Consider the following 19,313-nt stretch of genomic DNA (forward strand, 5'->3'; position numbering starts at 1 on the left):
CACCGGCCTCTTGCCCGTGTCAGGCCGGCTTGCCGACGAAGCGGTCGCGCCCGGCGGGCAGGCCGCAGGCCAGGGCGGCGAGGGCGAGGCCGGCATAGAGCGCGCAGGGCCAGCCCCAGCCGCCGCTCGCCTGGTGGGCGAGGCCGAAGCTCAAGGGCCCTAGGGAGGCGAGGGCGTAGCCGATGCCCTGGGCCATGGCCGAGAGCGCCCCGGCCCCGGCGGCGTCGCGGGCGCGCAGGACGATCAGGGTCAGGCCGAGGCCGAAGCAGCCGCCGACCCCGAAGCCGGAGACGATGCCCGCCGGGACGAGCAGGAACGACGGCCCGAAGGCGAGCACGAGGAAGGGCAGCATCGTGGCGAGGATGATGCCGAGCACCCAGGCCCGCTGGTCGCGCCCGCGCCCGGCCAGGGAGGCCACGATCAGGGCGCCGGGGGCCTGGCCGAGGGTGGTGACGGAGGCGAGGTAGCCCGCCTCCAGGGCCGAGAGGCCGCGCCCTTCGAGGAGCGCCGGCAGCCAGCCGAACTGCACATAGGCCAGGGCGGATTGCAGGCCCATGAAGCCGGTGACCTGCCAGGCGAGGGGATCGCGCAGCAGCGCCAGGGGCCGGCGCGCCGGGAGCGGCGGCTCGGGCCGCAGGCGGGTCAGGGGCGCCCAGGCCAGCAGGGCCGCCAGGGCGGGCAGGCTCCAGACGGCGAGCGAGGGCGCCCAGCCGCCGAGGATCCCGCTCAGGGGCACGCTGAACCCCGCCCCGAAGGCGGCGCCCAGACAGAGCGTCATGGTGAACAGGCCCATCATCCGCCCGGTGGCGTGGGAGAAGTCGCGCTTGACGATGGCCGGCACCAGCACCCCGGCGAGGCCGATGCCGAGGCCCGCGAGGATCACGCCGAGGAACAGGGCGGGCAGGGTGCCGAGGGCGCGCAGAGCCAGCCCCGCGGCGATGGCGAGAAGCCCCGCCAGCACCCCGGCCTCCGTGCCGAGCCGGCGGATCGCCAGGGGACCGAGGGCTCCGGCGAGGCCGAGGCAGAGCACCGGCAGGGTGGTGAGCAGGGCGGCCCCGCCCGCGCTCAGGCCCGTCTGCCCGATGATGCTCGTCAGCAGCGGCCCGACGCTCGACAGGGCCGGGCGCAGGTTGAAGGCGACGAGCATCACCCCGGCGCCGACGACGAGGCGGCGGCCTTTGGAAGCGGCGGGTCGGGTCATGGGCGGCGGCGGCCGGCGAGCGCTCCGCCGAGGCAGGCGGCCAGCATCAGGGCGAAGGGAAGGTCGCCCGCCCGGGCATAGAGGGTGGCGCCGGGCAGGGGGGCGGGCAGGTCGGAATCGAGGGCGTCCTCGGCGCCGAGGGGCAGGCGGGCGACGATGCGGCCATGGGCATCGACCACGGCGGAGATGCCGCTATTGGCGTCGCGCACCAGGGGCAGGCCCTCCTCCACCGCCCGCAGCCGCGCCTGGGCGAAATGCTGGCGGGGGCCGGGGGTGTCGCCGAACCAGGCGTCGTTGGTGAGGTTGAGGATCAGCCCCAGCGGCCTCTGCACGCCGCCCAGGGGGACGGGCGGCCGGATCGCGCCGGGGAAGATCGCCTCGTAGCAGATCGTGGCGGCGACCGGCGGCAGGCCCGGCACGTCGAGGATGCGCTGGCCCTCCCGGGCGCCCGGGGTGAAGCCGCCCGGCACGGAGACGAACTGGCGCAGCCCCACCGCGCGCAGGAGCGCGTCGAACGGCCCCGGCAGGTACTCGCCGAAGGGCACGAGATGCACCTTGTCGTAGGAATCGCCGAAGGTGCCGCCATGGGCGATCGTCAGGATCGCGTTGAAGAACACCGCGTGCTCGCGGGTCAGGGGCTCCTGCGCCCGGGCCGCGCCGGTGATGAGCTGGGTGCCGCGGGGGATCACGGCGCCGATGCGCCCGAGCGTCTCGGGATCGCGCTGGATCAGGAAGGGGAAGGCCGATTCCGGCCAGATCACATGGGTCGCCCGGGACAGGCCGCCGCGCCCTTCCGCATCGGCCCGGTCGGAGAGCTCCAGATACTTGTCGACGATGCCCTCGCGGTTCTCCGGCCGGAACTTGGCGTCCTGCGGGATGCTCGGCTGGATCAGCCGCAGCCGCACCCCGGGCACGGTCGGGTCGGGCGCGGCGGGCACGCGCCAGGCGCCGTAGAGGGTCAGCGCCGCGAGCGCCGCCAGCGCCGCGGCGGAAGGGCCGAAGCGGGCGAGCCGGCCCGGGCCGGTGGCGAGCGTGGCCGGCGCGGCGGCGATCAGCACGGCGAGCACCGTGAGCCCGTAGAGGCCGACGAGGGAGGCCGCCTGCATCGGCCAGAGATGGCTCCCCAGGGCCATGCCGAGGGTGTTCCAGGGAAAGCCGGTGAAGAGGTGGCCGCGCAGCCACTCGGTGCCGGCGAGCCCGAAGGCCAGGGCGGCGAGGCGCGCCGCGCCCCGCGACCAGAGCAGGCGGGCGGCGGCGAAGCCGAGGGCCGTGAACAGGCCGAGCACCGCCGGCAGGCCGAGCACGCCGAGCGGCATCGCCCAGGCGAATTCCTCCGCCTCCACCAGGAAGGCGGCGCCGAGCCACCACAGCCCGGCGGTGAAGAAACCGAAGCCCCAGGCCCAGCCGATCAACGCCGCCAGCCGGAGGGGGCGCCGCCCGTCGAGTCCGTCGAGCAGCCAGATCGCGGGGGCCAGGGCGAGGACGAGGGCCGGGAGGAACCCGAAGGGCGGCATCGCCAGGGCGCCGGAGGCCCCGGCCACAAAGGCGAGGGCGAGCCGCCGCCAGCCCCGCAGCGCCCCGACCCAACGGGCGGGCGCGGCGAGGAGACGGCCGAGCGTCGGCACATCCGGGCGCGGAGCGGCGCCGGATGCGCCGACGGTCACGGGCGTCATGCCAGCGGTCAGCGTCCCGATTCGGCAGCCTGCTGCGGCGCGGGAGCCGGCGACGCGGGCGCCGGCAGCGCCAGGGGCACCACGTTGTCGATCTTCAGCGGGCCCTTCTGCAGGCGCACGCGCTTCACCCGGCGCGGATCGGCGTCGAGCACCTCGAATTCGAGATCGCCCGGCCCAGCGATCAGCTCGCCCCGGGAGGGGACGCGGCCGGCCAGCGTCACGATCAGGCCGCCGATCGTGTCGATCTCCTCGGCCATCTCGCCCGCGGCGGCGACGAGGTCGACGCCGGTCGCCTCGGAGACCTCGGCGAGGTCGGCGCGGGCATCGGCCACATAGGCCTCCTCGTCGCCCTCGAGGCGGTTGACGAGGCGGCCCTCGGCCACGTCGTGCTCGTCCTCGATGTCGCCGACCACGACCTCGATCAGGTCCTCGATGGAGATCAGGCCGTCGGTGCCGCCATACTCGTCGATGACGAGGGCCATGTGGGTGCGGGTCGCCTGCATGCGCACGAGCAGGTCGATCGCCGGCATGGAGGGCGGCACGAACAGCACCGGGCGCTGGATGCGGGTGGAGGCCAGGGTGACCGAGAGGTCGACCTTGCCGAGATCGAGGCTGCGGGGCACGCGGCTGCTCGCCCGGCGGGGGCGGGGGGCCGGCTTCTCCTCCGCGAGGGCGCCCTCGGCCGGGACGGCCTTCGCCGCCGGCACGCGGCGGGGCGCGGCCTCCGCCTTGGCGGCCATGTACTCGACGAGGTCGCGGATATGGACCATGCCCCGGGGGTCGTCGAGCGTCTCGCCATAGACCGGCAGGCGCGAATGGCCGGCGCTGCGGAACAGCTTCAGGAGGTCGCCCAGGCTGGTATCGACGGCCACCGCGGTGATGTCCGCACGGGGGATCATGACGTCGTCGACCCGCACCTTGTGCAGGCCGAGGACGTTCTTGAGCATCGCCCGCTCCAGCGGCGAGAACGACTCGGCCCCGCCATCCGGCTCGGCCAGCGCATCCTCGATATCCGTGCGCAGGGTGTCGCGCGGGCGCAGATGGAAGACGTTCAGAAGGCGGTCATACCACGCCTCGCGTGGCTGGCCCTCGCCTTCGGCAACCGGCGCGGCCAGGGCCGCGCCACGACTTCGGTCGTTGGTCATATCTCTCGTTCAACAGTGAGGCGGGATTGCCCGTGTCGAAGCACGCGGCCCGAATCACTCCTCGTAGGGGTTCGGAATGCCGAGGGTGGAGAGCGCCGCGATTTCGAGCGCCTCCATGGCGTCGGCCTCGGCCTCACCGGTCTCATGGTCCTGTCCGAGAAGGTGAAGGGTGCCATGAACGAGGAGATGGGCGAGGTGGTGTTCGAGCGGCTTCGACTGCTCCGTACTCTCGCGCAGCATCGTGTCATAAGCAAGAACGACGTCGCCGAGGGGGCGGGCCATGCCCGGCTGCAGGGGCTGCTCCGCGGCGGGGAAGGAGAGCACGTTGGTCGGCTTGTCCTTGCCGCGCCAGGTGCGGTTGAGCCCCTGCACGGTGGCGTCGTCGGCCAGCAGCACGCTCACCTCGACCGGGCCGCCCCCGGCCTCCGGCAGACTCGCGAGCCCGGCCTCCACGGCCCGGATCACGAAGGCTTCGAGGTCGGGCACGGCCTCGTCCCAGCGCGCGTCCTCGACGGCGATGTCGATCTCGTGGTCGGTCATCGTCGTCAGGCGAGGGGTCGGCGGCGGGGATTCGGGTTGCGGTCGGCCTCCGCCTCGCCATGGGCGGCGGCCTCGTAGGCCGAGACGATGCGGCGCACGAGGTCGTGGCGCACCACGTCCACGTCGCGGAAGCGCACGCGGCCGATGCCCTCGACGCCGTCGAGCACGCCCACCGCCTCGACGAGGCCGGATTTCTGGCCCGGCGGCAGGTCGATCTGGCTCGGATCGCCGGTGACGATCATCCGCGAGTTCTCGCCGAGCCGGGTGAGGAACATCTTCATCTGCATGGAGGTCGTGTTCTGCGCCTCGTCGAGCAGGATCACGGCGTTGGTGAGGGTGCGCCCGCGCATGAAGGCCAGGGGCGCGATCTCGATCGTGCCGGTCTCGAGCCCGCGATCGACGTGGCGGGCCTCCATGAAATCGTAGAGGGCGTCGTAGATCGGGCGCAGATAGGGATCGACCTTCTCGCGCATGTCGCCGGGCAGGAAGCCCAGGCGCTCGCCCGCCTCCACCGCCGGGCGGGACAGGATCAGCCGCTCGGCATGACCCTGCTCCAGCAGGGAGACCGCATGGCCGACCGCCAGCCAGGTCTTGCCGGTGCCGGCCGGGCCTTCCGCGAAGACGAGCTCGTTGGCGCGCAGGGCCTTGATGTAGTCGCTCTGGGCCGCGTTGCGGGCGCGCACGGCGCCGCGCTTGCGGGTGGCGATCTGCTCGAAGAGCGGCCGGTCGGGCTCGGCGGCGATCTCGGCGGAGGGGAACAGGTTGCCCTGGACGGTGACCTCCTGGATCACCCCGTCCACGTCGCCGAGGGTCAGCACGGTGCCGGAGCGCTTCACCCGGGCATAGAGCCGCTCGAAGACCCGGCGCGCCTTCTCGGCGGCGTCGGGCTGGCCCTTCACCACGAGGTGATTGCCCAGCGCCGTCGCCGTCACGTCGAGGCGGCGCTCGATATGGGCGACGTTCTGGTCGTACTGGCCGAAGACGAGACTCGCCAGCCGGTTGTCGTCGAAGGTCAGGGAGACCTCGACCGTCTCGGCGAGCCCGCTGGGCCGCGCGGACGCGGTCCGGGTTCTCTGCTGCACGGCGCGGCCGGGAAGGTCAGCGGGCGGCAAGCGGGCATTCCTGCAAGGTCATCGGCCTCATATGGGGTCAGGCGGCCCGCGCCGCATCGGCGACGCGCTCGCCGAACAGCGAATTCGAGCCCGACTGGACGATGCGCACCGGCACCAGCGTGCCGATGGCGGCGAGCGGTGCGTCGAACTGCACCGCCTGGAGATGGGGCGTCTTGCCGGCGACCTGGCCGGGATGGCGCCCGGCCTTCTCGACCAGCACCTCCACGACCTTGCCCACGGTCGCCGCGTTGAAGGCGTGGCGCTGGGCGTCGAGGAGGCCCTGCAGGCGGGCGAGGCGCTCGCTCTTGACCGCCTCGGGCACCGCGTCCTCCCGCTCGGCGGCGGGGGTGCCGGGGCGGGGGCTGTACTTGAAGGAGAAGGCGGAGGCGAAGCCGATATCGGCGACGAGCCGCATCGTCTCCTCGAACTCGGCCTCGGTCTCCCCGGGGAAGCCGACGATGAAGTCCGAGGACAGGGCGATGTCCGGCCGGGCCGCCCGGATGCGGGCGATCAGGGCGCGGTAATGGTCGCCGGTATGCTTGCGGTTCATCGCCTTCAGCACCCGGTCCGAGCCCGACTGCACGGGCAGGTGCAGATAGGGCATCAGCAGCGGGTCGCTTCCATGGGCGGCGATCAGGTCCTCGGCCATGTCGTTGGGATGGCTCGTGGTGTAGCGCAGGCGCAGGAGATCGGGGATCCGCCCGAGCTCCGCCATCAGGCCGGCGAGGCTCGCCGGCGCCCCGTCCGCGCCCGCGCCGTGATAGGCGTTCACGTTCTGCCCGATCAGCGTGATCTCGCGCACGCCGGCGGCGACCATCGCCTCGGCCTCGGCCCGGATCGCGGCCACGGAGCGGGAGACCTCGGCGCCGCGGGTATAGGGCACCACGCAGAAGGCGCAGAACTTGTCGCAGCCCTCCTGCACCGTGAGGAAGCCGGTGACGCCGCGGTTGCGGCGGGCGGGCAGGTGGTCGAACTTGTCCTCGACGGGGAAATCCGTGTCGACGACCCGCTTCTCGCGGGAGGCGGCGAGCAGGGCCGGCAGGCGGTGGTAGCTCTGCGGGCCGACCACCACGTCGACGCCCTGCGCCCGCGACAGGATCTCGGCGCCCTCGGCCTGGGCGACGCAGCCCGCCACGACGATGCGGGTGTCCCGCCCGGCCTCGGCCCGCTCACCCTTGAGCACGCGCAGGCGGCCGAGCTCCGAATAGACCTTCTCGGCGGCCTTCTCGCGGATGTGGCAGGTGTTGAGGACGACCACGTCGGCCTCCTCCACCTGGTCCGTGGCGGCGTAGCCCTCGGCGCCGAGCACGTCCGCCATGCGGGCGGCGTCGTAGGCGTTCATCTGGCAGCCGTAGGATTTGACGAAGGCCTTCTTCAACGGATCGATACCCTGCCGCCGGCGCCCCGCCATCGCCGGCCTGTCTCAAGTGGCTTGCAGGCCCGCGGGAGATCTGACAGGCGCCCATAGCACGCTTTGGCGCGCCCGTCGCCGCGGGGCGCATCCTCACCCCAGGAAGGCCGATGGACCTTTCGACCGATCCGGATTTCTTCGCGCTGCTCACCGGCAGCCATCGCCGCCTCGTGGGCGTCCCCCTCGCGCCGGAGGGGGCGGACGCGGCCTGGCTCTATGCGGACGCGCCCTTCGCGGTGCTCGCCCATGACGGGGGCGCCGATCCCCGCTTCGTCTACGCCAACCGGGCGGCGCAGGCGGCCTTCGGCTATGCGCGGGAGGAGATCGTCGGGCTGCCCTCGCGCCTCTCGGCGGAGGCGCCGGACCGGGCCGAGCGCCAGCGCCTGCTCGACGCGGTCGCCCGCGACGGCTTCGTCACCGGCTATGCCGGGATCCGGGTGCGCAAGGACGGCCGCCGCTTCGCCCTGAACGGGGGCACGGTCTGGCAGCTGATCGACGAGGAGGGCCGCATCCAGGGCCAGGCCGCGACCTTCCCGCTGCCGGCCCCGGTCTGATCACACCGCGGCGATGCCCGGCGCCGAGACGTCGGCCTCCTCGTACGGGGCGCGGCCGGGCGTCGCGAGGGGCGGCAGGGGCCGGCCGGCGAGCGCTTCCTTCAGGGCGCGCCGCACGGAGGCCTCGGCCAGGGCGGTGGCGACCTTGCGGTCGGTGCCCGCCTCGAAGGCGATCGGCTCGCCCCAGATTACCTGCACGTCGATCGGCCCGCGGGTGGCGAACAGGCCGAGATGGGGCGCGAGCTCCATGTCGCCGTACCAGGCGATCTCCGGCCGCTCCAGGCGCGTGAGGGGGATGCCGTTGCGCCGGGTATAGGCGAGCGCCAGGGGCTGCAGGCGGATCCGCTCCAGGCCACCCTCTTCCGCGGCCAGCGCCGCCCGGGCCGCGCCGACCAGGGAGGAGCGGAAGGGCAGGAGGCGCAGCCCGTCCCCGGTGGTGCCCTCCGCGAACAGCACGATCAGGTCGCCGTCGGCGAGGCGCTGCCCCACGGTGGCGTTGACGCTCGCGGTGGCGGCACGCTTGGCCCGCTCGATGAAGACCGTGCGCTGGAGCCGGGCGCAGGTGCCGATCAGCGGCCAGCCGGCGATCTCGGATTTCGCCACGAAGGAGAGCGGGCGCAGGGCGCCGAGCACCACGATGTCGAGCCAGGAGACGTGGTTCGACAGCACCAGGGCCGGCTCGCCCGCCCCCGGGGGCAGGCCGCTCTGCTCCACGCGCACGGCGAAGAGCCGCAGGAACAGCCGGTGGAAATGCACCGGGATATGCGCCGCCAGGCGCCCGCGCCCGAAGCGCAGGCTCAGCAGGTGCGGGCCGACGACCAGGGCGAAGAACAGGGCACAGAGCGCGAGCCGCGCGGCGAGGCCGAGGCGGGACATGACGCGTCAGCCGTCCAGGGTCACGACAGGGACGCGCTCATGGTCAGCGCCGTGGCCCGGCTGCCGTCGGGCCGGGCGTAGTAGCCGGTGCGCTCGCCGACCTTGGCGAAGCCGTGGCGGGCATAGAGCCTCAGGGCGGGGGCGTTGCCCTCGTCCACCTCGAGATGCACCGTGCGGATCCCGGCGAAGGTCAGGGCGGTCAGGTGCTCGCGCAGCAGCCGGCGGCTGTGCCCCCCGCCGCGCAGGGCCGGGCTGAGCACGATCGTCAGGATCTCGGCCTCGTCCGCCGCCTTGCGGGAGAGGGCGAAGCCCAGCAGGGTCCCGGCCCGCCACAGGCCATGGGCCTCGGTGGAGCGCTCGCACAGCATCCGCTCGAATTCGTGCGGGTCCCAGGGCCGGGCGAAGGCGGTGGCGTGGATCCGGGCCATGGCGCCGGCCTGGGCGGAGTCGCGCAGCGGCGCCACGTAGGGGGTCGAGCCCCAGGAATCCCAGAGGGCGGTCCAGTATTCGAGGGCCCAGAACGGGGAGAGCGGGCGGGTCATTGCCGGGCGAGCCTCGCATGGTCCTGGGGCTGCGCGTCCGGCCCGCGCAGGTAGAGGGGCCGGGGCAGGGCGTGGGCGGGGTCGGCGACGAGCCCGAGGGAGGCGACCCAGGCGATCGGCGGCGGCCCGGTCTCGCCGAGGGTGGCCGCGCCGCCCGCCGCCTCGATCGCCGCGGCGAGGGCCGGGGCGCCGGAGCCGACCACGGTGACCGGCCGCCCTTCGAGCAGGCGCACCGCCTCCTCGACCCGGACGTGGCGCGGCGAGACCGTGACGCCGCCGGCGATGCTCATCGCCTGGAGGTAGATCGCCCCGTGCCGGGCATCGATGGCGGCGGCCACCAGGCCGTCGCCGTTGAGGGCGAGCTGGGGGGCGAGCAGCGCCGAGAGGGTGGTCACGCCGACCACCGGGAGCCCGGTGGCGAGCCCGATCGCCCGGGCGGCGGAGAGGCCGACGCGCAGGCCGGTATAGCTGCCGGGCCCCACGGTCACGGCGACGCGGGCGAGGCCGTCGAAGCCCCCCTCGATCCGGGCCATCACCCGCTCGACCATCGGCAGCAGCGCCTCCGCATGGCCGCGGGCGAGGGTCATCGTCTCCTCGGCATCGAGGTCGTCGCTGTCGTCGCGGGCGACGCAGACGGAGCAGGCGTCGAGCGCCGTATCGATGGCGAGGATGCGCAAGGTCGCTCCGGTTCGCGGTGGGGCGCCGGGAAAGGTGCCCGATCCGCGCCTTTCTAAGCCGAAAAAGGCCGTCCCGTCAGCGCGGCGCGGCCATTCCCGTCCGCAATTGCCGGGGAAGTGTTGCGGAGCTGCGTCCTTCCCCGGCCGAGGTCAGAAGGCGTTCCGGTAGGCCCGGGGCGAGATCACCGTCTGGAGGATGATCTTGAGGTCGAGCCAGATCGACCAGTTGTCGATGTAGTGCAGGTCGGCCTGGACGCGCTTCTCCATGTCGGCGTCGGTCAGGGTCTCGCCGCGGAAGCCGTTCACCTGGGCCCAGCCGGTGATGCCGGGCTTCACGTTGTGACGCCGGGCGTAGAGGGCGATGCGCCGCTCGAAGCTGCGGTCGTGGGCGAGGGCGTGGGGGCGCGGCCCGACCAGGGACATGTCGCCGATGAGCACGTTCAGGAGCTGGGGCAGCTCGTCGAGATTCGTCCGGCGCAGCATGGCGCCGATGCGGGTGATGCGGTCGTCGTTGCGGGTCGCCTGCCGGAATCCCGCCTCCGCATGCACCTTCATGCTGCGGAACTTGAAGACGCCGAAGGCCTGCTGGTTGAAGCCGTAGCGGCGCTGCCGGAAGAAGACCGGGCCGGGGCTGTCGATCTTGATCAGCACGGCGATGGCGATGAGCATCGGGGCGAGCAGGACGAGGGCGGTCGTCGCCAGGACGAGGTCGAAGGCCCGCTTCAGCAGGATCTCGCCGAGATTGAGCGGGCGCCGGCCGATATTGATGCCGGAGAGCCGGCCGACGCGGGCGACCTGGAGGTCGGGGAAGCGGTCGAGCATGGTGCCCGGGCGCAGGTGCAGGGCGGCGGGCACCCGCAGGAAGGCGTCGATGCAGCGCTCCACATCCGCCGTCTCGGTCCAGGGCACCAGCACGAAGACGTCGTCCGGCCGCAGGAAGCGCACCACCGAGACGGCGAGGTCGAGATCCTCCGAGAGGAGCGCCTCGCGGCTCGGCCGGTCGCTGCCCGGCTCGGGGCGGCGCAGGTAGCTCGTGCCGATCACCCGCAGGCCGAGCTCGGAGACCGCGTTGTTCTCGTAGAAATCGGTGATGTCCTCCTCGTAGCCGACGAGATGGACCCGGCTCGCGGAAGCGGAGGCCGGGGTGACGCCGTAGCGCACGAGGGCGACCATGCCGGCGCGCACGACCAGCAGGCTCAGCAGGCCGGCCCCGAAGAAGGTCGCGGTCGCGAGGCGGGAGAAGTCGCTCGTGGTCTTGGTCGCGAAACCGATCACCAGCGCCCCGGCCCAGGCCAGCAGCCACAGGGTGGCGAGGCGGCGCAGGTGGGGCGCCCGCGAGAGGTAGTTCTCGATGCTGTATTCCTCGCGCACGAGGTTGGTGACGAGCACGATCCCGGCGAGCAGCCCGGACAGGCGCAGGGCTAGGCTCGTCGAGAGCGGCGGCATCTCCCCGGCATAGGCGAAGAAGTAGAAGAACTCGATGAGAAGGCCCGAGGCGACGATCGCGGCGGCGTCGGCCCCGGCCAGGGCGGAGGCGATGCCGAGCCGGACCAGGGTGCGGCCGCGGCTCGGCAGCAGCGCCGCCCAGACCGAGCGTCGGCGCGGCGCCTGAGGATCGACGTTCCGGTAGGCTTCCGGGACAGGGTCCTGAAACATCGTGATCACGCCATACCGCCATGGGTCAAGCTTGGTCCCGATTTGGCACAGACGCACCTGTCCCATCGAGATCCGCCCGCCTCAGCGCAAACCGTGGACCCGTGTCTCGGTCACGGCGATTTCGGTTCCGGCAGGGGGCCATGACGCGGACGGCATGGCTGTTCCTGTGGACGGGCCGTCCCTTGCGGGGTCTTCGGGGGAATGCCACAGCCGGAGCCCGGCCCGCGGCGGCACGGGATCGAGACGGGACATCGGACACGCCATGGATCGCAGCGCGGACAACCCCGCCCTCGAGGCCGACGTCCTCGACCAGGCTCCCGTGACGGCGCCACCCCCCGTCAAGGCCGGCGCGGCGCCGGCCTATGCGGTGCTGTTCGGGTTGAGCCTGTCGCATCTGCTCAACGACCTGCTCCAGTCGCTGCTGCCGGCGATCTACCCGGTGCTCAAGACCGCCTTCCGGCTCGATTTCGGACAGATCGGCCTGATCACCTTCTGCTTCCAGGTGACGGCCTCGGTGCTCCAGCCCCTGATCGGGCTCGCCACCGACCGCAAGCCGATGCCCTATTCCCTGGCGATCGGCATGGCGGTGTCGCTCGCCGGCCTCGCCCTGCTCTCGATCGCCCCCTCCTACGGCGCCCTGCTCGGCGCGGCCTGCCTGATCGGGCTCGGCTCGGCGGTGTTCCATCCGGAGGCGACCCGGGTGGCCCGCCTCGCCTCCGGCGGCCGATACGGGCTCGCCCAGTCGGTGTTCCAGGTCGGGGGGAATGCCGGCACCGCCCTGGGGCCGCTGCTCGCGGCCTTCGTGGTGGTGCCGCACGGCCAGGGCAGCGTCGCCTGGTTCTGCTTCGCGGCGCTCGCGGGCATCCTCGTGCTCGCGGGGGTCGGGCGCTGGTATGCGGGGAGCCTGCGCCCCGGCCGGCGGACGCCCGGGCGCGCCGCCGCCGCCCTGGGCCCGCGCCCGAGCCGGGCCCGCATCGGCGCGACCATCGCCATCCTGCTGGCGCTGATCTTCTCGAAGTACTTCTACATGGCGAGCTTCTCGTCGTACTTCACCTTCTACCTGATCCACCGCTTCGGCGTGCCGGTCGCGCTCTCGCAGGTCTACCTGTTCGTGTTCCTGGGGGCGGTCGCCGCCGGCACGCTCCTGGGCGGCCCGGTCGGCGACCGCTTCGGCCGCAAGGTGGTGATCTGGGGTTCGATCGTCGGCGTGCTGCCCTTCACCCTGGCTTTGCCCTACGCCAACCTGTTCTGGACCGTGGTGCTCACCGTGCCGATCGGGCTGATCCTGGCCTCGGCGATGCCGGCGATCCTGGTCTACGCCCAGGAGTTGCTGCCGGGCCGGATCGGCCTCGTGGGCGGGCTGTTCTTCGGCTTCGCCTTCGGCATGGGCGGCCTCGGGGCGGCGGTGCTGGGGGAGCTCGCCGACCACACCAGCATCGAGACCGTCTACGCCCTCTGCGCCTGGCTGCCCGCCCTGGGGCTGCTCGCCGCCTTCCTGCCGCGCCTGCGCTGAGCGGCGGGTCTCAGGGCCCCTCCGTCCCGGGGGCGGCGACGGTCTGGATCGCCTCGAAGCCCTCGAATTGCGGGTGGCCGAGATAGAGCGGCTTGGTGCCCGGCACGCGGCCATGGGCCTGCCGAAACTGCTCGGAGCGCGTCCACGCCTCGAAGGCGCTCCGCGACCGCCAGACCGTATGCGAGGCATACAGGACGTGGTCCTCCGCCTCGGGACCGCGCAGGAGGTGGAACGCGACGAAGCCGTCCATCTCCCCGAGCCGGCTGTCGCGGCCGAGCCAGACTTTCTCGAAGTCCGCCGCCGACTCTTTGACGACCTTGAAGCGGTTCATAGCGATGAACATGCGGTTCCTCCGATGCCAGGGTACGCCCCCCGCCGGGGCGGAGCCTAAACCACGAGGCCGCCGCGCCCGAAACCGCGCGCAACGCCGCACGGATGCCGGCTGGCCTGTTCGCAACACACAACGAAAACTTTATCCTGGCAGGCGCTCTGTCACCTGCACTTGGTCCTTAAGCAATGTAAACCCGTTGACAACGCAACCTTAGACGAGGATGCAAAGGCATCGTTCGGTCGAAACGACTCGCGCCACGCTGGCAAAACCGGCGCGACCCGGGATGTCAATGTTGGGGGGATGCATACATGCCGGCCAAGGTCCTTGGGTCGGCATGCATCGGCATGGAAGGACCGGATCGTCGGTATAATGCCCAAACAAACTACGGATGTTGATCGTCTCGTCGGCCTGCGCATCACCGCTTTGCGCAAGGCCCGGGGTTTAAGTCAGACAGCGCTCGGCGCGGCTGTCGGCGTGACTTTCCAGCAGGTCCAGAAATACGAGAAGGGCCAGAACCGTGTCGGCGCCGGTCGCCTGCGCGAGATTGCCCGCCTTCTGGAGGTCCCCGTCTCCGCCTTCTTCGAGGAGAACGGCCGCGCGGACAGCAGCGAGCAGGAGGACGTGTTCGGCTTCCTGCGCGCCCATGGCGCGGTGGATCTCCTGCGGGCCTTCGCCTCGATCGAGGACGACCAGCTGCGGCGGGACGTCCTCGCGATCGTGCGCACCGCGGCCCGGCTCGACCGCAGCCGCGCCGGCGTCACGGCCATCGCCGAGGAAGAGGTTCCGGCCGGGGCCTGAGCGTCCCTGCCGGAACCGGCGGAAGCCGGGACCAAGCCTCGGCCCGGACGCGTGCGAACCACGCGTCCGGGCCGATGCCGTTCAGGGTCCCGGGCGGGGCAGGCGCGGCCTCAGGGCCGGCCGTCCGCGATCAGGTGGAAGAAGCTTCCGGTGACGAGGCCCCGGCGGTGCCCGGCATGGCCGAGGGGCGTGCCCTCCGCATCCGCGACCGCGGCGAGGCCGCTGCGCGCGTCGGGGGCGGGGCTCGTCTCCGCGGCGTAGTGGAATTCGTGGCCGACGAGCCGGGCGCCGGCCGGGCCGAGCACGCCGTCCTCGAGAAGCCGCGCCACGCGGTAGCCGAGATGCAGGCGGCGCTTGGCATAGGAGGTCGCCACCGGGAGCAGCCCGGCCATGGGGTGCAGGGTGCCCTCGGCATCCTCCAGGCTCTCGCCCAGCACCATGTAGCCGCCGCATTCCCCATGGACGGGCCTGGAGCGGGCGAAGGCGCGCAGGCCGTCGAGGAAGCGCGTCGCGGCGGCGAGGCGCCCGGCATGGAGCTCCGGATAGCCGCCGGGCAGCCAGCACAGGTCGCAGCCCGGGTCCGGCCCCTCGTCGGCGAGCGGCGAGAACGGCACCAGCTCCGCCCCGGCGGCGCGCCAGCCGGCGACCAGATGCGGATAGAGGAAGGAGAAGGCGGCGTCCTGCGCCACGGCGATGCGCTGGGCCGGCGGGGCGGGCAGTCGCCCCGCGCCCGGCGTCACCTGGCCGGCGGCGGCGGCCACCACCGCGTCGAGATCGATCGAGGCCTCCGCCAGATCGGCCAGGCGGTCGAGGCGGGCGACGAGATCCTGCGTCTCCCCGGCCTGGACGAGGCCGAGATGCCGCTCCGGCAGGACGAGGCCGGCATCGCGCAGCAGCACGCCGAGCACGGGCAGGCCGATGCGGGCGAGCCCCGCCTCGACGAGGCGGCGGTGGCGCGGGCTCGCGACCTTGTTGAGGATCACCCCCGCCACCCGGATCCGGGGATCGTAGCGGGCGCAGCCCAAAGCCACGGCGGCGGCCGATTGCGCGGCGCCGGACACGTCGAGGACGAGGATCACCGGCCAGCCGAAGCGGGCGGCGATGTCGGCATTGGCCCCCGACCGGCCCTCGCCGGCGACGACGCCGTCATGCAGCCCCATGGAGCCTTCCGCCAGGACGAGGTCGGCCCCGGCGCAGGCGAGGCCGGCGGTGGCGTCGAGCAGGGCGTCGGGCATGGCGAAGCTGTCGAGATTGACGCTCGGCCGGCCGGTCGCCGCCGCGTGGAAGGCGGGGTCGATATAGTCCGGCCCGCATTTCGCCGCCCCCACCGCGAGGCCGCGGCGGCTGAGCGCCCGCATCAAGGCGAGGCTGACCGTGGTCTTGCCGGAGCTCGAACGCGGCGCGGCGACGAGCAGGCCGGGCGGCCTCATGCCTCCGCGCTCCCCGCGGCGGCGGCCCCCGCGCCGGGGCGGAAGCGCCGGTCGTAATCGGGGGCGTAGAGGGCGCTCTCGCGGAAGTCCCGGGGCGCGAGCGCCGGCCCGACCAGGATCAGCGCCGTGCGTTCGAGCCGGGCCGCCCGCACGGCTTCGGCGATGGTGGCGAGGCGGCCGTTCAGCACCCGCTCGTCGGGCCAGGTGGCGCGGAACACCACGGCGACGGGACAATCGGCGCCGTAGAAGGGTGTCAGCTCCTCGGCCACCCGCTCGATCACGTGGATCGAGAGATGGATCGCCAGGGTCGCCCCGCTCGCGGCGAAGGCGGCGAGGGTCTCGCGCTCCGGCATCGGGCTCGCCCGGCCGGAGGTGCGGGTGAGGACGACGGATTGGGCGAGGCCCGGCACGGTCAGTTCCCGCCCGAGCACGGCCGCCGCCGCGGCGAAGGAGGGCACGCCCGGCGTCACCGTATAGGGGATGCCGAGGGCGTCGAGCCGCCGGGTCTGCTCGGCGAGCGCGCTCCAGACCGAGAGGTCGCCGGAATGCAGGCGCACCACGTCGAGCCCGGCCTCGTGCGCGGCGACCATCTCCGCGACGATCGCGTCGAGGTCGAGGGGCGCCGTGTCGACGATGCGCGCGCCCGCCGGGCACCAGGACAGGATCTCCGGCGCGACCAGGGAGCCCGCATGCAGGCAGACGGGACAGCGGGCGATGAGGTCGCGGCCCCGCACGGTGACGAGGTCCGCGGCGCCGGGGCCGGCGCCGACGAAATGAACGGTCATGGCCGTCGCTTACGGTGTTTCACGGGAAACCGCGAGGGCGCAGGTGACCCGCGGCCCCGCGATCCGCGGCAGCAGCAGGCGGCTCGTCGGGCCGCAGGCGGCGAGCGCCGCCGCCTCCGCCAGGGAGCCGATGCCGCGCTCCGCCGCCATCCGGGCCGAGCGGGTGACCACCCGCGCATCGGCCGCCCGCAGGGCCTCGGGGGCGATTCCCCGCAGGGGCAGGGCGAGCCGGGCGGCGGCCTCGCGGATGGGGCTCTCGCCGGCCCGGTCCACGGCGGTGGCGAGGGCGGCGAGCGCCGCGACCGGGTGCCCGACCGCGTCGAGGGCCGCCTGGACCAGGGCCAGGATCTCGTCCGGCTCCGCCGCGTGGCGGAAGCCGAACCCGGCGACGAGGCGGCCCGGCCCCGCGGTCACGGCTTCGTCCAGGCCCATTGCGTCACCGGCATCGCCGCGCGCCAGGCCTGCAGCCCGCCGACCGGGGCGGCGCGGGCGACGGAGAGGCGGCGCAGGTCGCCGCCCCTCTCGGCGAAAGCGGCGAGCAGGGCGGCCTCGCCCTCTAGGGTCACGGCATTGGCCACGAAGCGGCCCCCCATCGGGAGCGCCGCGGCGCAGGCGTCGAGCAATCCGGGCACCGAGACGCCGCCGCCGACGAAGACGGCCTCCGGCGCGGGCAGACCGATGAGCGCGTCCGGCGCCGGGCCTTCGACAATCCGCACCCGTTCGCCCACGCCGAGGGCGTCGGCGTTGCGCGCGATCCGCGCGGCACGCTCCGGCCGCGCCTCGATGGCGAGGGCCGTGTTGGCGGGATGGCGCAGGCACCATTCGATCGAGACCGAGCCCGCCCCCGCGCCCACGTCCCAGAGCCGCTGCCCGGCACGGGGGCGCAGGGCGGCCAGGGTCACGGCGCGGATCTCGGCCTTGGTGAGCTGGCCGTCATTCTCGAACCAGTCGTCGTCGAGGCCGGGGCTCAGGCTCAGGATCCGGGCCCCGGCCCCCGCCACCACCTCGACGGCGAGGGTGTTGAGGGCGGCCACCTCCGGCTGTCCGAAGCCCTCGGCAGGGGCGGACAACACGCGCTCGGCCGGCCCGTTCATGGCTTCGAGCACGGTGAGGCGCGAGGCGCCCAATCCCCGGGCGACGAGGAGGGCGGCGACGGCGGCCGGCGTGCTCCCGTCCCAGGAGAGCACCAGCAGGCGGGCGCCCGGCTGGAGATGGGGCACGATCCGCCTCAGCGCCCGGCCGTGCAGGGTCAGGCAGGCGGTCTCGGCGAGCGGCCAGCCGAGGCGGGCGGCGGCGAGGCTGAAGGCGGAGGGCTGCGGAAAGGCCCGGATCTCGGCCGCCGGCACCAGCCGGGCGATCTCGGCGCCGATGCCGTAATGGAAGGGGTCGCCGGTGGCGAGCAGGCAGGTCGGCCGGCCGCGCCGGGCCAGGATCTCGGGATAGGCCTGGGCGATCGGGCTCGGCCAGGCCCGCGCCTCGGCGGAAAAGGGCGCGGCGAGGGCGAGATGGCGCCGCCCGCCCCAGACGATCTCCGCCGCGTCGAGGGCGGCGGCGGCCGCCGGCGACAGACCGGCCCGGCCGTCCTCGCCGATGCCGACGATGGTGAGCCAGGGCGCGTTCGGCGTGGCGAAGGTCCGGGCCTCGCCCGTGTCATGAGGCATCGCGAAAAAAGGTGCTGGAACGCATCGGGATGCGTTCCAGCTACGCGCAGGATCCCCGCTTGGCCAGCGGCAATCCCGGTCGGGACGTGCCTCAGGCGGCCTTGGTCGCGAGGGCATTCAGGCCGGCGGGCACCGCCGGGCCGGAGCGGCCGAGATAGGCGCGGCGGGCCGGGCGCAGCACGAACCAGGCGAGCGCCGCCGTCACCAGGTCGAGGCCGATGGCGATGGAGAAGACCGGGATCCAGCTGCCGGCCGCATCGTGGATCAGAGCCGCCACCGGGCCACCGAGGAGCGAGCCCACGCCCTGGGCCATGTAGAGGAAGCCGTAATTGGTGGTGGCGTGCTTCGTGCCGAAGGTGTCGGTGAGCGTCGAGGGGAACAGGGAGAAGATCTCGCCCCAGGCGAAGAACACCACGCCGGAGAGCAGGGCGAAGGCGTAGGCGTTCTCGCGGAAGGCGAGCAGCAGGCAGATCGCGCCCGCCTCCAGGGCGAAGGCCACCGCCATGGTGGTCTCGCGGCCGACATGGTCGGAGACCCAGCCGAAGAAGGGCCGGGTCAGGCCGTTGGTGATCCGGTCGAAGGTCAGGGCGAAGGGCAGCGCCGCGAAGCCGAAGACCAGGGCATCGGCCACGCCGAATTCCTTGGCGAAGGCGGCGAACTGGGCCACGACCATCAAGCCGCCGGTCGACATCATCGCCATCATCGCGAACATCAGCCAGAACAGCGGCGTGCGCAGCATCGGGCCGGGGGCCACGTCGCGGGCAGCGCTCGCCACCTTGTCCGCCGGGATCTCCGGGGTCTCGCCCGGCTTCGGGGCGCGCAGGCCGAGGGCGGCGACCACGCCGATGGCGCCGAGGATCAGGCCGAACACGAGCAGCGTGTCCCGGTAGCCCGAGGCGGCGATCATGTCGGAGATCGGGAAGGTGGTGGCGATGGCGCCCATGCCGTAGCCGGCGGCGACGATGCCCGCGGCGAAGCCCCGGCGGTCGGGGAACCAGCGCACCATCAGGCCGACGATGCCGACATAGACGATGCCGGTGCCGAGGCCGCAGAGCAGGCCGTAGCTCGCATAGAGGCCGGTGAGGCTGGTGACCTGCGAGGCCGCGACCCAGCCGAGCCCGCTCAGGGCGGCGCCCAGCGCGATCATGCCCTTGGCGCTGAAGCGCTCGATCAGCCAGCCCTGGACCGGGGAGAAGAAGGTCTGGAGCACGATCAGGATCGTGAAGGTGACCTGCACCTGGGCGAGCGTACCGCCGGTGCTGCCCTGGAGCGGCTTCACGAACAGCGTCCAGACATATTGCGGGCTGGAGATCGTCATCATGACGATCAATCCGAGCAGGAGCTGCACCCAGCGGGTGCGCGCGGAACCTGAATACATGATGCACTCCTCGTGGCCCCTTCGCATACG

General features: G+C 73.2%; 19 protein-coding genes. 3 read left to right on the forward strand and 16 right to left on the reverse strand.

All coding sequences use genetic code 11. The features are described from left to right. Positions 1–19: 19 nt before the first annotated feature. The 6 genes from MFF21_RS02210 to miaB form a co-directional block, all read right to left on the reverse strand. Entirely contained in the window at positions 20–1,201 is a 1,182-nt protein-coding gene (locus MFF21_RS02210; RefSeq protein ID WP_238309542.1) for an MFS transporter, read from the reverse strand. Beyond that, a complete protein-coding gene (gene lnt, locus MFF21_RS02215; RefSeq protein WP_238309543.1) occupies positions 1,198–2,874 on the reverse strand; it encodes an apolipoprotein N-acyltransferase in 1,677 nt (558 codons plus the stop codon). Before lnt ends, MFF21_RS02210 begins: the two co-directional genes overlap by 4 nt. Before the next feature lie 8 nt (positions 2,875–2,882). Then, a complete protein-coding gene (locus MFF21_RS02220; protein WP_238309544.1) occupies positions 2,883–4,019 on the reverse strand; it encodes a hemolysin family protein in 1,137 nt (378 codons plus the stop codon). Positions 4,020–4,073: 54 nt separating this feature from the next. Then, positions 4,074–4,559 carry an rRNA maturation RNase YbeY gene (gene ybeY, locus MFF21_RS02225; RefSeq protein WP_238309545.1) on the reverse strand — a complete coding sequence of 162 codons (486 nt, stop codon included), beginning with the start codon at positions 4,557–4,559 and terminating at the stop codon, positions 4,074–4,076. 5 nt (positions 4,560–4,564) lie between these two features. Next, on the reverse strand, positions 4,565–5,641 hold the full coding sequence (locus tag MFF21_RS02230) for a PhoH family protein (protein ID WP_238309651.1): 1,077 nt from the start codon (positions 5,639–5,641) through the stop codon (positions 4,565–4,567). Positions 5,642–5,708: 67 nt separating this feature from the next. Beyond that, on the reverse strand, positions 5,709–7,049 hold the full coding sequence (gene miaB, locus MFF21_RS02235; RefSeq protein ID WP_238309546.1) for a tRNA (N6-isopentenyl adenosine(37)-C2)-methylthiotransferase MiaB: 1,341 nt from the start codon (positions 7,047–7,049) through the stop codon (positions 5,709–5,711). Between the two features lie 143 nt (positions 7,050–7,192). Between miaB and MFF21_RS02240 the strand changes: the two genes are divergently transcribed. Beyond that, on the forward strand, positions 7,193–7,636 hold the full coding sequence (locus MFF21_RS02240) for an MEKHLA domain-containing protein (protein WP_238309547.1): 444 nt from the start codon (positions 7,193–7,195) through the stop codon (positions 7,634–7,636). Here MFF21_RS02240 and MFF21_RS02245 read toward each other — a convergent pair whose 3' ends face one another. From MFF21_RS02245 to MFF21_RS02260, 4 genes are all read right to left on the reverse strand, one after another. Beyond that, positions 7,637–8,512 (reverse strand): lysophospholipid acyltransferase family protein, encoded by an 876-nt coding sequence (locus tag MFF21_RS02245; protein WP_238309548.1) that lies wholly within the window; start codon positions 8,510–8,512, stop codon positions 7,637–7,639. Positions 8,513–8,532: 20 nt separating this feature from the next. Beyond that, positions 8,533–9,054 (reverse strand): GNAT family N-acetyltransferase, encoded by a 522-nt coding sequence (locus MFF21_RS02250; RefSeq protein ID WP_238309549.1) that lies wholly within the window; start codon positions 9,052–9,054, stop codon positions 8,533–8,535. Further along, positions 9,051–9,731: a tRNA (adenosine(37)-N6)-threonylcarbamoyltransferase complex dimerization subunit type 1 TsaB gene (tsaB, locus tag MFF21_RS02255; RefSeq protein WP_238309550.1), complete on the reverse strand. Its 681-nt coding sequence runs from the start codon at positions 9,729–9,731 to the stop codon at positions 9,051–9,053. The genes MFF21_RS02250 and tsaB overlap by 4 nt, the downstream gene beginning before the upstream one ends. 150 nt (positions 9,732–9,881) lie before the next feature. Next, positions 9,882–11,387: an exopolysaccharide biosynthesis polyprenyl glycosylphosphotransferase gene (locus MFF21_RS02260; RefSeq protein ID WP_238309551.1), complete on the reverse strand. Its 1,506-nt coding sequence runs from the start codon at positions 11,385–11,387 to the stop codon at positions 9,882–9,884. A 262-nt stretch (positions 11,388–11,649) separates the two neighbouring features. Here MFF21_RS02260 and MFF21_RS02265 point away from each other — a divergent pair, with 262 nt between their 5' ends. Beyond that, positions 11,650–12,900: an MFS transporter gene (locus tag MFF21_RS02265; protein ID WP_238309552.1), complete on the forward strand. Its 1,251-nt coding sequence runs from the start codon at positions 11,650–11,652 to the stop codon at positions 12,898–12,900. Between the two features lie 10 nt (positions 12,901–12,910). Here MFF21_RS02265 and hmuQ read toward each other — a convergent pair whose 3' ends face one another. Beyond that, complete coding sequence (hmuQ, locus tag MFF21_RS02270) at positions 12,911–13,243, reverse strand: heme-degrading protein HmuQ (RefSeq protein ID WP_238309553.1); 333 nt, start codon at positions 13,241–13,243, stop codon at positions 12,911–12,913. 354 nt (positions 13,244–13,597) lie between these two features. On the opposite strand from hmuQ, the gene MFF21_RS02275 reads away from it, so the two are divergent. Further along, positions 13,598–14,029, forward strand: coding sequence for a helix-turn-helix domain-containing protein (locus tag MFF21_RS02275; RefSeq protein ID WP_238309652.1), 432 nt, complete (start codon positions 13,598–13,600; stop codon positions 14,027–14,029). A gap of 110 nt (positions 14,030–14,139) precedes the next feature. Here the strand turns inward: MFF21_RS02275 and MFF21_RS02280 are convergent, their stop codons facing one another. The 5 genes from MFF21_RS02280 to oxlT all read right to left on the reverse strand — a co-directional run bounded on the left by MFF21_RS02280 (position 14,140) and on the right by oxlT (position 19,283). Continuing rightward, positions 14,140–15,459, reverse strand: coding sequence for a cobyrinic acid a,c-diamide synthase CobB (locus MFF21_RS02280; RefSeq protein ID WP_238309554.1), 1,320 nt, complete (start codon positions 15,457–15,459; stop codon positions 14,140–14,142). Beyond that, a complete protein-coding gene (gene cobM / locus MFF21_RS02285; RefSeq protein ID WP_238309555.1) occupies positions 15,456–16,244 on the reverse strand; it encodes a precorrin-4 C(11)-methyltransferase in 789 nt (262 codons plus the stop codon). Before cobM ends, MFF21_RS02280 begins: the two co-directional genes overlap by 4 nt. A gap of 9 nt (positions 16,245–16,253) precedes the next feature. Continuing rightward, the gene (locus tag MFF21_RS02290) at positions 16,254–16,676 is read right to left on the reverse strand and encodes a cobalamin biosynthesis protein (RefSeq protein ID WP_238309556.1); all 423 of its coding nucleotides are present in this window, start codon (positions 16,674–16,676) and stop codon (positions 16,254–16,256) included. Further along, positions 16,655–17,905 (reverse strand): precorrin-6y C5,15-methyltransferase (decarboxylating) subunit CbiE, encoded by a 1,251-nt coding sequence (gene cbiE / locus MFF21_RS02295; protein WP_238309557.1) that lies wholly within the window; start codon positions 17,903–17,905, stop codon positions 16,655–16,657. The genes MFF21_RS02290 and cbiE overlap by 22 nt, the downstream gene beginning before the upstream one ends. Positions 17,906–17,996: 91 nt before the next feature. Beyond that, positions 17,997–19,283, reverse strand: coding sequence for an oxalate/formate MFS antiporter (oxlT, locus tag MFF21_RS02300; protein WP_238309558.1), 1,287 nt, complete (start codon positions 19,281–19,283; stop codon positions 17,997–17,999). Between the last annotated feature and the right edge of the window lie 30 nt (positions 19,284–19,313).

This window comes from Methylobacterium organophilum, from assembly GCF_022179465.1.
Taxonomy (GTDB): domain Bacteria; phylum Pseudomonadota; class Alphaproteobacteria; order Rhizobiales; family Beijerinckiaceae; genus Methylobacterium; species Methylobacterium organophilum.

Coding starts and splice junctions, on each gene's coding strand:
- MFF21_RS02210 (WP_238309542.1), bottom strand. CDS start 1,201: ATGACCCGACCCGCCGCTTCCAAAGGCCGCCGCCTCGTCGTCGGCGCC.
- lnt (WP_238309543.1), bottom strand. CDS start 2,874: ATGACGCCCGTGACCGTCGGCGCATCCGGCGCCGCTCCGCGCCCGGAT.
- MFF21_RS02220 (WP_238309544.1), bottom strand. CDS start 4,019: ATGACCAACGACCGAAGTCGTGGCGCGGCCCTGGCCGCGCCGGTTGCC.
- ybeY (WP_238309545.1), bottom strand. CDS start 4,559: ATGACCGACCACGAGATCGACATCGCCGTCGAGGACGCGCGCTGGGAC.
- MFF21_RS02240 (WP_238309547.1), top strand. CDS start 7,193: ATGGACCTTTCGACCGATCCGGATTTCTTCGCGCTGCTCACCGGCAGC.
- MFF21_RS02245 (WP_238309548.1), bottom strand. CDS start 8,512: ATGTCCCGCCTCGGCCTCGCCGCGCGGCTCGCGCTCTGTGCCCTGTTC.
- MFF21_RS02250 (WP_238309549.1), bottom strand. CDS start 9,054: ATGACCCGCCCGCTCTCCCCGTTCTGGGCCCTCGAATACTGGACCGCC.
- MFF21_RS02260 (WP_238309551.1), bottom strand. CDS start 11,387: ATGTTTCAGGACCCTGTCCCGGAAGCCTACCGGAACGTCGATCCTCAG.
- MFF21_RS02265 (WP_238309552.1), top strand. CDS start 11,650: ATGGATCGCAGCGCGGACAACCCCGCCCTCGAGGCCGACGTCCTCGAC.
- hmuQ (WP_238309553.1), bottom strand. CDS start 13,243: ATGTTCATCGCTATGAACCGCTTCAAGGTCGTCAAAGAGTCGGCGGCG.
- MFF21_RS02280 (WP_238309554.1), bottom strand. CDS start 15,459: ATGAGGCCGCCCGGCCTGCTCGTCGCCGCGCCGCGTTCGAGCTCCGGC.
- cobM (WP_238309555.1), bottom strand. CDS start 16,244: ATGACCGTTCATTTCGTCGGCGCCGGCCCCGGCGCCGCGGACCTCGTC.
- MFF21_RS02290 (WP_238309556.1), bottom strand. CDS start 16,676: ATGGGCCTGGACGAAGCCGTGACCGCGGGGCCGGGCCGCCTCGTCGCC.
- cbiE (WP_238309557.1), bottom strand. CDS start 17,905: ATGCCTCATGACACGGGCGAGGCCCGGACCTTCGCCACGCCGAACGCG.
- oxlT (WP_238309558.1), bottom strand. CDS start 19,283: ATGTATTCAGGTTCCGCGCGCACCCGCTGGGTGCAGCTCCTGCTCGGA.